This is a genomic window from Pseudomonas sp. S3E17 (genome assembly GCF_024168685.1).
GTDB lineage: Bacteria > Pseudomonadota > Gammaproteobacteria > Pseudomonadales > Pseudomonadaceae > Aquipseudomonas > Aquipseudomonas marginalis.
The window spans coordinates 682,722-697,249 of sequence record NZ_JALJWE010000001.1 but is presented as its reverse complement, the minus strand read 5'-3'; the positions used below and the strand labels follow the sequence as shown (position 1 = coordinate 697,249).

Sequence of the window (14,528 nt, the reverse complement as noted above, 5' to 3'; positions counted from 1 at the left end):
TCCTCTTGTTATTAGTACTGCCGGGCCTTGGCCAGGTGTTCATTGAGTTTTTTCGCCGCCGCGTTGGTGCGTTCGCTGGTGGACACCTGCGCCACCCCCACCCGCCACCACGACAGGTAGCCGTGGACCATGGTCTTGGGCAACACCTTGATGTCGATCAGGGTCGAGACGCTTTGCGTGCGCGCATCGGCCAGGGCCGCTTCCAGCTGCTCCACGCTGCTGACCTTGTAGGTCTTGCAGCCATAGGCCGCCGCACTCATGGCGAAATCCACCGGCACCAGGCCGCCGTCGAGCTTGCCGCTCTCGGGGTTGCGGTAACGGAACTCGGTGCCGAAGCTGTCCATGCCGTTGCCGATCTGCAGGTTGTTGATGCAACCGAAGGCCATGTTGTCGAGCAGCACCACGTTGATCTTGCGGCGTTCCTGGATCGAGGTGGCCAGCTCCGAGTGCAGCATCATGTAGGAGCCATCGCCGACCAGGGCATAGACCTCCTTGGAGGGCTCGGCGAGCTTCACGCCGAGGGCGGCGTTGATCTCATAGCCCATGCACGAATAACCGTACTCGACGTGGTAGGTGTTGACGCCCTTGCTGCGCCAGGCACGCTGCAGGTCGCCGGGCAGGCTACCGGCCGCGGCGACGATGATCGCGTCGTCGGCCAGGGTCTGGTTGAGCACGCCGAGCACCCGGCTCTGGGTCAGGCACGAGCCGGTCAGTTCGATAAATTCACGCAGCACGGCGCGGTCCAGGTGGTCGTCGACTTCCGGTACGAAATCATCGCCGTGGTACTCGACCTGATGGACACGGTCCACTTCGGCGTCCAGCTGCGCCTTGGCGTCGGCGATCTGCTCGCCCCAGCCGGAACGGTAATCACCAAGGGCATCGGCCAGCGCTTCGAGGGCGACCTTGGCGTCGGCCAGCACCTGCACGCCGTCGAGTTTCAAGGCGTCGCAGGGGCTGATATTGAGGTTGAGAAACTTCACCTCGGCATGCTTGAACAGCGATTTCGACGAGGTGGTGAAGTCGGTGTAACGGGTACCGATGCCGATGATCAGGTCTGCTTCGGGCGCCAGCAGGTTGGCGGCCAGGCAGCCTGTCTCGCCGATACCGCCCACGTTGAGTGGATGGCTGGAGACCACCGCGCTCTTGCCCGCCTGGGTTTCGGCGAAAGGAATATCAAAGCGCTCGGCAAAGGCTTGCAAGGCAGCATTCGCACCAGAGTACTTCACGCCGCCACCGCAGATGATCAGCGGTTTGCGCTTGCCCCGGAAGGCGGCCAACCCATCGCCGATCATCGCGGCGGTGGCCGGGCGGCGGTCGATACGGTGCACCCGTTTTTGCAGGAAGTAATCGGGGTAGTCCCAGGCCTCGGCCTGCACGTCCTGGGGCAGCGCCAGGGTCACCGCACCGGTTTCGGCGGGATCGGTGAGCACGCGCATGGCATGAATCGCCGCCGTCATCAGTTGCTCGGGGCGGTTGATGCGGTCCCAGTACTTGCTCACGGAACGGAAGGCATCGTTGGTGCTGATGCTGAGGTCGTGGAACTGCTCGATCTGTTGCAGCACCGGGTCAGGCTGGCGGCTGGCGTAGACATCGCCGGGCAGCAACAGCAACGGGATACGGTTGGCGGTGGCGGTCGCAGCAGCGGTGAGCATATTCGCCGCACCCGGGCCGACGGAGGCGGTGCAGGCGTAGATCTTGCGGCGCAGGTGCTGCTTGGCAAAACCGATGGCGGCATGGGCCATGCCCTGCTCGTTACGGCCCTGATGCACCATCAGGTCGCCGCTGTCCTGTTCCAGGGCCTGACCCAGGCCCAGCACGTTGCCATGGCCGAAAATGGTGAACACGCCGGCGACGAACTTGCTCTGCACGCCATCGACTTCGATGTACTGGTTATCCAAAAACTTCACCAGGGCCTGGGCCATGGTCAGTCGGGTGGTGGTCATGTCGCGCCCCTTATCGTTTCTGCAGGTGGGCGATGCTTGCCCCCAAGGCCTGCTGGATATCCGCCAGCTCGTGCACGCTTGTCGCAAACGGCTCGAACGACAGGTAGCCGCTGTAACCGCTGCTGAGCAAGGTGTCGATCTGCGCGGTATTGCCGAGGATATCGCCCTCGCCCACCAGCACGCGGTGGCCGTCGCGGATCGAATTGAGCGGCGCCTCGGCATCTTCCACGCCGGAGATATGCACCAGCCCGGTCAGCTCCGGGAAGAACTCATGCTCGCTGGCCAGGTGGTGGTGGAAGGTGTCGTGCACCAGGCGGAATACATCCAGGCCGCCGATGGACTGGATCGCGTCCACCGCCACGCGCTTGCGGCGCATGGCGCATTCTTCGAAGCCCAGGGGCTCGATAAACCCGAGAATCCCGTACTCGCGCAGGATCGGCGCCAGCTGGCTCAACGCGGTGCGCAAACCGGCGGCGCGCTGGGCTTCGTTGCGGGTGTCGCCGGGTTCATTGAACGGGCACATCACCAAGCCTTGCGCACCACATTCGCGGGCATAGGTGGCGAGCGCTATCGCCTGGGCGCGGCGCTCGTCATTCCACACGTCAAAGGGGTACAGCGCGTTGATCGACAGCACCGTGATGCCCTGGGCCGCGCACAATTCGCGCACGCGGCCGGCCGGGGTGCCGTATTCGATCTGGCGATCCTTGAGGTCGTTGCGAATCTCGATGGCATCGCATTTCAAGGCCACGGCCAGCTGGATGAAATCCGGCAGGGACAGGTTGGGCGCGACCATACGGTTGAGGGCAAAGCGTAGAGGCGACTTCATTGTTGTTCTCCGTCCAACACCGTTTAAAGGTCCAGCAGCCAGCTGTGCTGCGGGTCATTGTGGAAATGCCAGGCGCGCTTGGGGCCGGCCATCACGTTCAGGTAGTAAGACTCGTAGCCATACGGCACGCTGACCGGGTGATAGCCCTTGGGCACCACCACCAGGTCGCTGTTTTCCACGGCCATGGCCTGGTCGATGCTGCGGTCGTCGGTGTACACCCGCTGGAACACGAAACCCTGGGGCGGGTTGATCTGGTGGTAGTAGGTCTCTTCGAGAAAGCTCTGGTGCGGCAGGTCGTCGGTGTCGTGCTTGTGCGGCGGGTAGCTCGACGAATGCCCGGACGGCGTGCGCACTTCCACCACCAGCAGCGAATGGGCCGGGTCGGTATCCGGCAGGATGTCGCACACGTAACGGGTATTGGCGCCTTTGCCGCGGACGCTGCGCTTGCACTGTTCGGGGCGGATCAGGCGTGGCTCGAAACCCGGCGCACCCGGCGCGGCGCAGACGGCAATCTGCACGTCGCTCAACGCGGTGACCTGGGCGTCGGTACCCGGCGGCAGATACGCGGCGAACGGCGATTTGTCCTCGAACACCGACTGGCGATCACCGAGGTTCTGCCAGTTGAAGCCCTCGCCTTCGATATTGACCCGACCGCTGAGCAGCACCAGGCACAACTCCTGATCACCGGCGGTGACCGGCAGGGTTTCACCCAGGCTCAGGCGGTAGGCGGCAAAGCCTACGTACTCCAGGCGGCCCTCTTCCAGGGCGACCATGGTCTGCCCACGTTTACTGCTCTTTACCAGCAAGCTCATGGCTGGGTCCTCTCGTCGAGAAGCGCACGCAACGTGTCATAGCCCTTTTTTGCATAGACATAGCTGGGCGCCACGGCCGGGTCCTGCTCTGCTTCCACCACCAGCCAGCCCGCGTATTTCGCGGCCAGCAGCACATCGAGCAACTCGGCAAAGTCGATATTGCCGTCACCGGGCACGGTGAAGGTGCCGTTGACGATGCAATCGGGGAAGCTCCACATCTGGTTGCGCGCCAGTTGCACCACGGCTTTGCGCACGTCCTTGAAATGCACGTGGCAGACGCGGTCGATATGCTTGCGCAACACCTCGATGGGGTCGCCGCCGCCCATGTAGCAGTGGCCCGAATCGAACAGCAGGCCGACTTCCGGCCCGGTACGGCCCATCAACTGATCGATGTCTTCAGGCGATTCGACGTAAGCGCCCATATGGTGGTGGTAGGCCAGGCGCACGCCCTGGGACAGGGTGAAACGCGCCAGCTCCGTGAGTTTGTCGGCGTAGTCCTGCCAGGCCTGTTCACTGTGGAACCGCGGACGTTCGATCAGGCGAATGCGCGAGCCCTGGATCGAATCGGCCACCTCGCCGTACACCAGCACCTTGGCGCCGTTTTGTTTCAGCAGTTCGACGTGGCCGGCGATGGCCTCGATTTCTTCGGCCACCGAACGACGGGCCAGGCGACTGGAGTACCAGCCGGAGACCAGCGCCAGGTCATAGGGGCGCAGGACGTCGCCGACGCCCTTGGCGTCCTTGGGGAATTTGCCGTTGAGCTCGAAACCTTCGTAGCCGATTTCCTTGCCTTCGCTCAGGGCGGTGCTCAGCGGGGTTTCACCACCGAGGGCCGGAAGGTCGTCGTTGCTCCAGGAGATCGGGTTGATGCCAATTCGGATTGCGGGCATGGCTGCACCTTTATTATTTTCTGGTATCACTGAGATCTGCTTTCTATGGGAGGGGGCAAGCCCCCTCCCACATTTGATTGCATTGCACATTTAGGACTGGGTTCAGCCTCGGGCACTGCGCCAGGCGTTGATCAACTGCTCAAAGGTCGCCTGGACCTGCTGGATCAACGTCTCATCATCGATCTCCCCCGCCATCCACAAACGGCTCGGTTCCTGGAAGATCGTGCGGCCCACGGCAAACCCACGGCAGGTGCTGCTCTGGCTGGCTTGCTGGAAGCCGGCGGCCAGGCATTCGGCCGAGGCATTCAGGCCCAGCAACACCACGCCACGGCAGTACGGGTCGCGTTCCTGGATCAGTTCGTCGAGCTTTTTCCAATCCTCGGCCGACTGTGCCTCGATCTTCCACCACGCCGGGTAGATGCCCAGGTTGTACAGGCGCTTGAGGCTGCGGTAGAGCACGTCCGGGTAAGTGGACGGATGATCCTTGGGCGGGATGACCTCCAGCAGCAGCTCATGGCCGCTGGTCACCGACGCCTCGTACACCGCCTTGAGTTGCGCTTCCTGTTCCAGGCGCAACATGGGCTCGTCGTCGGGGTGGTATTGCACCAGGCACTTGATGACCTGCTCCTGGGGCCAGGCAATCAGGTTGCTGCCGATCGAGCGGCCATGTTCGAACGCCAGGGGCCGCGAGTTCTGCACTTCCACCGGACGCGCGATCCACCAGCCGCGGCCGCTGGCGGCATTCAACGCGTCCTGGCCGAAGCGCTGGTCGGCCAACAGGCCCACATCGGCCTCGACGCCCTGCTCGGCGAGCTTTTTCTCCACACGTTCGATGGCCTGGATAAACAGCTGCTTGATCTCGCTGATGCGGGTCAGGTCCTGGCCGCCGCGTTGCGCCAGGTCCACCAGTTGCCAGCGGTGGTCGAAGGCAAAGATGAACAGTTGCTTCCAGGCCTTGCGCGGCACGGTGACGCGGTGCAGGCGTTGCAGGGTCGCGTCCTGGTCAGGCCGGGTGATCGGCACCGGGCTGTTGAACAGGTAATCCAGTTCGGCCGGGGTCGGCATGGCCGGCGCACAGGCGTGGCGCGAGACCACGAGACCACCGCAGGCGTTGGCCAACTGGCTGCAACGCTCATCGCTGGCGTCATTGATCCAGCCGCTGAGGAAGCCCGACATAAAGGCATCGCCGGCGCCCAGCACGTTAAGCACTTCAACCCGCACGCCAGGATAGATGGCGCCCTCTTCCAGTCGCGCCGGAATTGCACCGTGGATCACCGTGCAGCCTTGCGGGCCGAGCTTGACCACCAGGGTCGCCGGGGTCAGGTCACGCACGGTGCGCAGGGCGGTGAGCAGATCTTCGCTGCCGCCGGCGATCAGGAATTCTTCTTCGGTGCCGACGATCAGGTCGAAACGCGGCAGGATTTTCTGCACATGCTGGCTGACGTTCTGGTCGGCGACAAACCGGGTTTCACCGTCGGCCTTGCCCGCCAGGCCCCACAACACGGGGCGGTAGTCGATATCCAGCACGCGCTTGACGTTGTGCTTGGCCGCATAGTCCAGGGCCTGGAGGCTGGCCTTGTACACGCCGTCGGTGGAGAAATGCGTGCCGGTGATCAGCAAGGCCTTGCTCGAGGCAATAAAGGCTTCGTTGACGTCTTCGGCGCGCAGGGCCATGTCGGCGCAGTTTTCGCGGTAGAACACCAGCGGGAAGGTTTCGCGGTCCTTGAGGCCCAGCAGCACCATGGCGGTGAGGCGTTCCGGGTCGACCTTGATGCCGCTGACATCGCAGCCTTCGCGGGCCAGGGACTCCACCAGGAAGCGGCCCATATGGTCGTCCCCCACCCGGCTCAACATCGCCGACTTGAGCCCCAGCCGGGCAGTGCCGAACGCGATATTGGCGGAGGAACCGCCGAGGTATTTGGCGAAGCTGGACACGTCCTCAAGCCGCGCACCTACTTGCTGTGCGTAGAGGTCGACGCCCAGGCGCCCGAGGCAAATCAGATCCAATTGACGCCCACTGGCAAAACGAGTCTGGCCCATGCTGGCTCCTGTTATTTTTATCAGCCTGCGTTGTGCCGCCGTGACGACGGCAAACGCTCTTGGTGGGAGCAGACTAGAACGTCCGGCGGCAGCAATCAATATTTATTCCAGAATTATTTTTAGTGGAATATTTTTTCCAATACGTCAGCATAGGGGCACGCCAGCCACCGTGCATCGTTTCAGCAGGCCACGCGGGCCGTGATGCCGGGGTATTTTTTTGCGCCTACCCTGTAGACTTGCGCCACCCATCAGCGCATCAGAAGAACACGCCAGAAGGATTGCCCATGTCCCGCACCGATCCCGAGACCACCCTGGAAGACACCATCGCCAGCCCTCCGATCAACGCCGAACGCCTGTTGCAGCTGATCACCGACGAATACGAAAGCCTGCCGCGCCAGCTCAAGCGCATCGCCAGCTACATGAGCCAGCAGAGCGACCGGATCATGGTCGACCGCATCAGCGACATCGCCCGCGAATGCGAAGTGCATCCTTCGGCGATCGTGCGGTTTTCCCAGCGTTTCGGCTTCAGTGGGTTCAGTGAGATGCAGGCGCTGTTTCGCGAGGCCTACACCCACAAGACCACACCGGTGCAGAACTACCAGCAGCGCATCCGCAGCATGATCGCCAACAAGTCACAGAAAGCCAGCGGCGGCGACCTGGCCCGCGAGTGCGTCAACGCGACCCTGTCGGGTATCGAGCGCCTGGGGCTGGAGCTCGATGACGTGGCCTTCGACAAGGCCGTGGACCTGGTGGTCAACGCCGACAACATCTACGTGGTTGGGGTGCGCCGGTCGTTCGCGGTGGCCGACTACCTGGTCTACAACCTGCAGCACACCAACAAACGCATCCACCTGATTTCCGGTTTGGGCGGCAGCTATCGCGAGCAGATGCGCAGCGTGCGTGCCAATGACCTGGTGATCGCCATCAGCTTCACGCCCTACGGCAAAGAGACCCAGCACTGCCTGCGGATCGCCCAGCACCATCAGGCCAAGACCCTGATCATCACCGACAGCAACCTGTCGCCCCTGGCCAAGCGGGCCAACGCGGTGCTGTTGGTGAATGAAGGCTCGTCGTTTGCCTTCCGTTCGTTGAGCGCCACCTTGTGCCTGTGCCAGGCGTTGTTTATTGCCGTGGCGTACCGGCTGGAGTTGAAGGTGGATGAGATTCACGAGCAGGTCGGGTTTGATGACTGACCGGCAGTAATTGGGCTAACGCGCGCCCATGAAAGCGGATCTGCGCCAGGGTCAACGCGGTGTAGCCGATGATGACCGCCGGCGGCAGGATCGCCTCGACGCAGAACGTGCCCAGGGGCTGTAACGTCAACCCGACGGCAGCAGCACGGGAACAGAACTCGCCCTCCTCGACACCGCTCGGCAACCACAATACAAAGTGCAGACCGGCCTGTTGCCCACTGATCGTACAGTGCGCGCCAAGGCAGTCGAGCAACACATCGCGCCGCGCCTGATAGGCCTGGCGCGAAGCCCGCAAGTGGCGCACGAAAGCGCCGCTGCCGAGAAACTCCAGCAACCCCAACTGATCACTGGCGCCCACCGACTGCCCGGTGAGTTGCAGGGTGCGCAGCAAGGCCGGGCGCAGTGCCTTGGGCACCACCATGAAGCCGACGCGCAAACCGGGGAACAGGTTTTTGTTGAAGCTGCCGCAGTAGATCACCCGGTCATGGGCGTCCAGGGATTTGAGCGCCGCCAGCGGTGCGCTGTGGTAGTTGTATTCGCTGTCGTAGTCGTCTTCCACCACCCAGGCCTCGGCACGGGCAGCCCAGTCCAGCAGCGCCAGGCGGCGCGACACCGACAGGGTCATGCCCAGCGGTGCCTGGTGGGCCGGGGTGACGTAGGCCAGGCGCGCCGTGTCGGGGAGTTGCGCGGTATCCAGCCCTTCGGCCGTGACCGCAATCGCCTGGACCTGCGCCCCCGCCAGCCCGAACAGGCGGCGCGCGGGTGGATAGCCGGGGTCTTCGACGCAGGCGGTGTCACCGGGCTTGAGCAGCGTGCGCGCGATCAGGTCAAGGGCGTGGCGAATGCCGCTGGTGACGATCACTTCATCCGCCTCGCAGTGCATGCCGCGATAGCTGCGCAGGTAGTCGGCGATCTGTGCGCGCAGTTCCGGCAGCCCGGCGGGATGGCCCGCTTCCAGCGCCCCCGGCCCTGCTGATAGCAGTCCCCGGGAAATACAGCGGGCCCAGGCCTTCAGATCAAACAGGCTGGCGTCCGGGCGCCGCGCGACAAAAGGCACATGGCTCTGCACCCCGGACTCGGGGCGATCAACCGCCACTTCGCGACGAGGCATCGCGTGCGGTGCAGGTGCCGCAATGAATTGCTCGGGGATCACCGCGCACACCCGCGTACCGGAGCCGGCCACGCGCTGCACATAGCCCTCGCTGTGCAGACGGTCGAATGCCGCCTCCAGGGTGCCACGGGATAACTGCCAGCGTTCGGCGAGGCTGCGGGTGGATGGCAAGCGACTGCCCGCCGGCAGCTGTCGGTTCAGGATCGCTGCACGCAGGGCCTCGTAGGCCTCTTGCTGCTTTCCCCTGTCCAAACTGTCGGGGCGCGGCAGGTCCAGGGCGGAAGGGGTTTTTCCTCGGCTCATAGTGGTCCAATCATTTTTGCCACAAGCGGCTCTGAGGATTAAACCACAAAGCCGCTAGAGTCCGGGCTCTACTCCTTGCACAGAAGCCTCCCATGACGCAACGCGCCCTCTCCCCGTGGTTCTGGCTGATACTGCTGACCGTGCTGATCGGCCTGCCACGTATCACCCTGGACATGCACCTGCCTGCCCTGCCCGCTATGGCCGACTACTTCCAGACCAGCGACAGCCAGTTGCAACTGACCCTCACGCTGTACACCTTCGGTTCGGCGATCTCCCTGCTGATCAGCGGCCCGTTGACCGACCGCTTCGGCCGCCGTCCGGTGTTGTTGGCGGGACTGTTCCTGTATGTGCTGGCCACCGTGGCCTGCGCCCTCGCCGACAGCATCGCCGTGCTGATCATCGCCCGCCTGTTCCAGGCCCTCGGCGGGTGCTGCACCACGGTGATCGGTCGGGTGATCGTGCGCGACTATTTCGACCGCGATGAACAGGCACGCTTGCTCGGCCTGATTTCCATGGCCATGGCCGTGTCACCGATGGCCGCGCCGGTGCTGGGCAGCCTGATGTTGCCCTTCATCGACTGGCGCGGCCTGTTTGTACTGCTCGGCGTGATCGGTGCAGTGCTCTACGTGGTGGTGTACCGTCGCCTGCCCGAAACCCGCCCGGCCGATGTCGCCGCCGCGCCGCCGGGCAACCTGCTGCGCCTCTATGGCCAGTTACTGCGCGACCGCTATTTCCTGCGCTATTCCCTGGCGATCGGCTGCGTGTACAGCACCTATTTTCCGTTTATCAGTGAGTCGTCAGCGCTGCTGCAGCGGGGCTTTCACTTGTCGGCCACGGCCTATGCACTGGTGTTCGCGGCGACCATCAGCGGCTACATGCTCGGCGCAAACCTGTTCCGCAGGCTGGTGCAGCGCTTCGAGCCGGACCGGTTGATCCATGCCGCTATCGGTTTGAACGTGCTGGGCAGTGTGGTACTTGCGGCGGCCACCACCGCCATGCCGGGACAATGGCTGGCGATCGTGCTGCCGATGGTGGTGATCATGGTGTCGGTGGGGATGGTGATTCCGGCGTGCCAACTGTCGGTGTTGCAGCCGTACGGTGCGATTGCGGGAACCGCATCGGGGTTGTTCTTCTTTACCCAGATGTTCCTCACTGCCGTGAGCAGTTGGGCCACCGGGCTGCTGTCCGACGGTACGTCGCAGCCGCTGGTGATCATGACCGCCGTTGCCAGCGCACTGTTGGCAGCAACCTGGCTGACACTCCACAAACCCAAATGTGGGAGGGAACTTGTCCCCTCCCACATCAGGCCGAGCTGAACTCGGGATCAGTGCATGAAAATTGCGATCAGGATGATCACCGGGATCGGCACGCCGAGGAACCAAAGCAGTAATGAGCGCATGTTGTTCTCCTTGAATTAACGAACGTAGGTTTCGGTTTCGACGTACACCACGGCATCCCGACGACGACCGCCGAAGGTTGCAGCGAAACTGGCAAAGAAAGCGCCGATCAACAGGGCGACAAAGGTCCACAGCGAGGTATAGGCGGCGACTTTGGCGGCCGTTTCAGCGGCTTGCTTGGCCTTGAGCTTGGCGTCTTCCACCGCTTTACGCGCATCGCCGTAGACTTTGTCGATACGCGCTTCGGCATCGGCCTGGCTGAGGTTGGTGCGCTGGCTGATCAACTGGGCCAGGTAGGCACGGTCTTCAGCGGCGAGTTGGCCGTCATTGCTCAGGGTGCGGGTGAAAATGCGCGCAACCACGCCATGGGCAGCGTCATCACTGACGGCAACCGGGCGATCGTCACGAAACAGGCTGTCGACGTAGTAGTCAAAATCGCCACCGTTGACGCCTTTGGCTGCGCTGCCTGCGGCCTGGGTGATACCGCTGGCCGCACCGGCTGCCACGCTGGCACCGGCTTTCACGCCGCCGGTGACCACACTGCTGACCGAACCGACCACCAGCACGGCAGTGATCAGCGTGGCGACTGCCCAGGCCAGGAAACCATGGGCGGTGTCGCGAAAGTACACTTCATCGCCATGCATATTGGCCCACTTCACTCGCAACCGGCCGGCGATGTAACCGCCCAGGCCCGAGGCAACGATCTGGGTAAAGGCCAGCCAGACAATCGTGGAAATGCCAAGCCCCTTGGCGCTGATGCCGCTGTCGGCCCACGGCGACACCGCCGAGAAACCCAGGCCGAAGCCCAGCAATACCAGAATCAGGGATAACGCAGCCGCCGCAGCGGCCCCGGCAAAGATAGCCCCCCAGGAAACCCCGGAGCGCGCGCTCGACTCTTGCAGCGTGGATGACGATGTGATCATTGTTATGGTGCTCCCGGCAGGAAAAATAGTGTTACAAGTCTCAAAAGGGACAGTGCAGGCAGCATGCCAGTCGCGCTTAAAATTAAATCCGTTGTATTTCAACAAGTTAAGTAAATTGAACTTGCCTGAACCATGCAACTTGCAAGAAATGGCTGGTGCAGGCGGGCGTAATGCATTCCCTGTGGGATGAGATTGCTCTCCGGCCGGTACCCGCCATGAAAGTTGTGTCAGTTTTGCCAACATGAAGTTTTATTTAGGAAGCGTTCAGCCATTTCTTGGCAAAATGCCCCCACTTCTAGTGTGAATCGCTCACCAGGTAATCCTATGACCCGCATTTTGACCATCGAGGATGACGCCGTAACGGCCCGCGAGATCGTCGCCGAGCTGAGTAGCCATGGACTGGACGTAGATTGGGTGGACAACGGCCGCGAAGGCCTGGTCCGCGCCGTGAGTGGTGATTACGATCTGATCACCCTCGACCGCATGCTGCCGGAACTCGATGGCCTGGCCATCGTCACCACCCTGCGCACCATCGGCGTATCGACGCCGATCCTGATGATCAGCGCCCTCTCCGACGTCGACGAGCGCGTGCGTGGCCTGCGCGCCGGCGGTGATGACTACCTGACCAAGCCTTTCGCCTCGGACGAAATGGCCGCCCGCGTCGAAGTGTTGCTGCGCCGCAAAAGCACGGTCAAGGAATTCGAGACGGCCCTGCGCGTGGCCGACCTGGAACTGAACCTGATCAGCCGCGAAGCCAGCCGCGCCGACCAGCCCCTGAGCCTGCTGCCCACCGAATACAAACTGCTGGAATTCCTGATGCGCAACACCGGCCAGATCCTGTCGCGGATGATGATCTTCGAGGAAGTCTGGGGTTATCACTTCGACCCGGGCACCAACCTGATCGACGTGCACATCGGCCGCCTGCGCAAGAAAATCGATCCACCGGGCCTCCCGCCGCTGATCCGCACGGTACGAGGTTCCGGTTATGTCATTGCTGAACCCCTCTAAGGGCTGGCGTTCGTCCAGCAGCCGCTTGCTGGCGCTGTACAGTTCGTTGTTCGTGGCCTGGAGCTGCATCCTCATGGGGGTGCTGTATTACGAGGTCTCGGGTTACCTGAGTGACCTGTCGCGCCATTCGCTGATGCAACGCCAGCACCTGTTCCAGCGCTTCGACGGCGAAGAACTGGTGGAAGCGTTGACCACCAGCATGACCTTCGACATGAAGGGCGTGGACGCCTACGGCCTGTTCGATGAGCAGTTCCGCCCCTTGAGTGGGCCGATCCGCGCGATTCCCTCCGACCTGCCGCTGGACGGCAAGATCCACACCCTGGCCAATTGCGTCGACTCCGACGACCCCAAACTGCCCAAGGACAGCTGCGACGCCGTCGCCAGCCATACCGACGACGGCCGCTGGCTGGTACTGGTGCGCGCCAATGGCTCGCTGTTCGGTGTGACACGGATCATCTGGCATGCCCTGCTGTGGGCGCTGTCCCTGACCATTATCCCCGGCGCCGCCGGCTGGCATCTGTTGCGCCGCCGCCCGCTGCGCCGGATCCGCGGGATCCAGGCCAGCGCCGAAGCCATCGTCGCCGGCGACCTCACCCACCGCTTGCCGCTGTCCAACCGGCGTGACGAACTGGACATGCTCGCGGCCATCGTCAACGCCATGCTCGACCGCATCGAGAAACTGATGAACGAGGTCAAGGGCGTGTGCGACAACATCGCCCACGACCTGCGCACCCCATTGACCCGCCTGCGCGCGCAGCTCTACCGCATCCGCCAGGAGGCCGAGCAGGACTCCGGCTACGCGGTGAAACTGGACGATGCCATCGCCGAGACCGACACCCTGATGGCGCGCTTTCGCGGGCTGCTGCGTATCTCCGAGCTGGAAGACCACCAGCGCCGCTCCGGTTTCCTGGTCATGGACCCACTGCCGCTGCTGCGCGAGTTGCATGACTTCTACCTGCCCCTGGCCGAGGAAGGCGAATTGCAGTTGCGACTCGAAGTCCCCGAGTCCCTGCCATGGATCACCGGCGACCGCGCCCTGTTGTTCGAAGCCCTGGCCAACCTGCTGAGCAACTCCATCAAGTTCTCTCCAGCGGGCGGCGCAGTGATCCTGCGGGGGCTCAACGATGCCGGCAGCACGCGCATCGAAGTGCACGACTCCGGGCCCGGCATACCGGCGGCAGAACGCGATGCGGTGTTCCAGCGGTTTTATCGGGTGGATGAAGGCGATCAGCAAGGCGGGTTTGGGTTGGGCCTGTCGATTGTGGCCGCGATCATCAACTTGCATGGGTTCAAGCTGGAAGTGGGCACCAGCGAGCAAGGCGGCGCGCGCCTGGTGCTGGAGTGCCGCCAGCAACTGATGCCCGAAGCCTGATCCATAAGCCAGTGAGGTCAAACTGTGGGAGGGGGCAAGCCCAAATGCCAGTCAGTAAGCGTACATCGCCTCCTGTAGGAGCGAGCTTGCTCGCGAAAAACGTCAACGATAACGCGTGCCTCCTGAATAAACGCGGCGCCTGTGAGTTTTTCGCGAGCAAGCTCGCTCCTACAAAAAGCCTTAACTGACGGGCATTAGGGCAAGCCCGCTCGCCACAGGGGAACTCGCCAGTCTCTGAAAGTTGTGTAGATACCTTGCATTGCCGGGTAGATCGAATCAGGCCGGGAAGTTGGCGCGCAACGCCTCGACCCCGCCTTTGTACACCCCGGCAAACAGCTCTTCCACCGCCGCCTCCGTAGTACCCGCCGCCGGGGTAAACACACCGGACCACGTCACCTTCGCCGACGACTCCGTCAGCGCCTCAACCTGCAACGTCGCCAGGTAAGCACTCACCGGAAACGGCGACTCTTCAATGGTGTAGCTGTAAGTACGCCCGACGTTATCGAAGGTCTGCAAACGCTCGACGATCACACCGCCGTCGGCGGTCGTCAGATGGCGCACGCGGCCACCTTCACCGGGCTCGCTCTTGGCGATAAACGGAAGCCAGTCCGGCAGGCTGTTGAAGCCACCCACCAAGTGCCAGACCGTCTCGGCCGATACCGGGATTTCAATCACTGCAGATGCTGTTGGCACGCTAAATCTCCAAAAGT

At 63.0% G+C, this 14,528-nt stretch carries 12 protein-coding genes; 4 read left to right on the top strand and 8 right to left on the bottom strand.

Annotated features, from left to right (window positions below):
• Positions 1 to 11 precede the first annotated feature (11 nt).
• The 5 genes from iolD to iolC all read right to left on the bottom strand — a co-directional run bounded on the left by iolD (position 12) and on the right by iolC (position 6,511).
• Positions 12 to 1,943: a 3D-(3,5/4)-trihydroxycyclohexane-1,2-dione acylhydrolase (decyclizing) gene (gene iolD / locus J3D60_RS02725; RefSeq protein ID WP_253489507.1), complete on the bottom strand. Its 1,932-nt coding sequence runs from the start codon at positions 1,941 to 1,943 to the stop codon at positions 12 to 14.
• A gap of 10 nt (positions 1,944 to 1,953) precedes the next feature.
• Positions 1,954 to 2,769, bottom strand: coding sequence for a TIM barrel protein (locus J3D60_RS02720; protein ID WP_065927949.1), 816 nt, complete (start codon positions 2,767 to 2,769; stop codon positions 1,954 to 1,956).
• A gap of 23 nt (positions 2,770 to 2,792) precedes the next feature.
• Positions 2,793 to 3,581: a 5-deoxy-glucuronate isomerase gene (iolB, locus tag J3D60_RS02715; protein WP_065927950.1), complete on the bottom strand. Its 789-nt coding sequence runs from the start codon at positions 3,579 to 3,581 to the stop codon at positions 2,793 to 2,795.
• On the bottom strand, positions 3,578 to 4,471 hold the full coding sequence (gene iolE / locus J3D60_RS02710; protein WP_253489504.1) for a myo-inosose-2 dehydratase: 894 nt from the start codon (positions 4,469 to 4,471) through the stop codon (positions 3,578 to 3,580). The genes iolB and iolE overlap by 4 nt, the downstream gene beginning before the upstream one ends.
• A 102-nt stretch (positions 4,472 to 4,573) precedes the next feature.
• Positions 4,574 to 6,511 (bottom strand): 5-dehydro-2-deoxygluconokinase, encoded by a 1,938-nt coding sequence (iolC, locus tag J3D60_RS02705; protein ID WP_065941170.1) that lies wholly within the window; start codon positions 6,509 to 6,511, stop codon positions 4,574 to 4,576.
• A gap of 284 nt (positions 6,512 to 6,795) precedes the next feature.
• On the opposite strand from iolC, the gene J3D60_RS02700 reads away from it, so the two are divergent.
• Positions 6,796 to 7,704 (top strand): MurR/RpiR family transcriptional regulator, encoded by a 909-nt coding sequence (locus tag J3D60_RS02700; protein WP_010211026.1) that lies wholly within the window; start codon positions 6,796 to 6,798, stop codon positions 7,702 to 7,704.
• Here J3D60_RS02700 and J3D60_RS02695 read toward each other — a convergent pair.
• Entirely contained in the window at positions 7,634 to 9,118 is a 1,485-nt protein-coding gene (locus tag J3D60_RS02695; RefSeq protein WP_253489502.1) for a PLP-dependent aminotransferase family protein, read from the bottom strand. The genes J3D60_RS02700 and J3D60_RS02695 overlap by 71 nt on opposite strands.
• Positions 9,119 to 9,210: 92 nt before the next feature.
• On the opposite strand from J3D60_RS02695, the gene J3D60_RS02690 reads away from it, so the two are divergent.
• Positions 9,211 to 10,434, top strand: coding sequence for a multidrug effflux MFS transporter (locus J3D60_RS02690; RefSeq protein WP_253489499.1), 1,224 nt, complete (start codon positions 9,211 to 9,213; stop codon positions 10,432 to 10,434).
• A gap of 98 nt (positions 10,435 to 10,532) precedes the next feature.
• Here J3D60_RS02690 and J3D60_RS02685 read toward each other — a convergent pair whose 3' ends face one another.
• A complete protein-coding gene (locus J3D60_RS02685; RefSeq protein WP_065927953.1) occupies positions 10,533 to 11,438 on the bottom strand; it encodes a hypothetical protein in 906 nt (301 codons plus the stop codon).
• Positions 11,439 to 11,762: 324 nt separating this feature from the next.
• Between J3D60_RS02685 and J3D60_RS02680 the strand changes: the two genes are divergently transcribed.
• Together J3D60_RS02680 and J3D60_RS02675 are read left to right on the top strand one after the other, a co-directional pair.
• Complete coding sequence (locus tag J3D60_RS02680) at positions 11,763 to 12,446, top strand: response regulator transcription factor (RefSeq protein WP_027606536.1); 684 nt, start codon at positions 11,763 to 11,765, stop codon at positions 12,444 to 12,446.
• Positions 12,424 to 13,818 carry a HAMP domain-containing sensor histidine kinase gene (locus J3D60_RS02675; protein ID WP_027606537.1) on the top strand — a complete coding sequence of 465 codons (1,395 nt, stop codon included), beginning with the start codon at positions 12,424 to 12,426 and terminating at the stop codon, positions 13,816 to 13,818. Before J3D60_RS02680 ends, J3D60_RS02675 begins: the two co-directional genes overlap by 23 nt.
• Before the next feature lie 276 nt (positions 13,819 to 14,094).
• Here the strand turns inward: J3D60_RS02675 and J3D60_RS02670 are convergent, their stop codons facing one another.
• On the bottom strand, positions 14,095 to 14,511 hold the full coding sequence (locus tag J3D60_RS02670) for an SRPBCC family protein (RefSeq protein WP_253489496.1): 417 nt from the start codon (positions 14,509 to 14,511) through the stop codon (positions 14,095 to 14,097).
• Between the last annotated feature and the right edge of the window lie 17 nt (positions 14,512 to 14,528).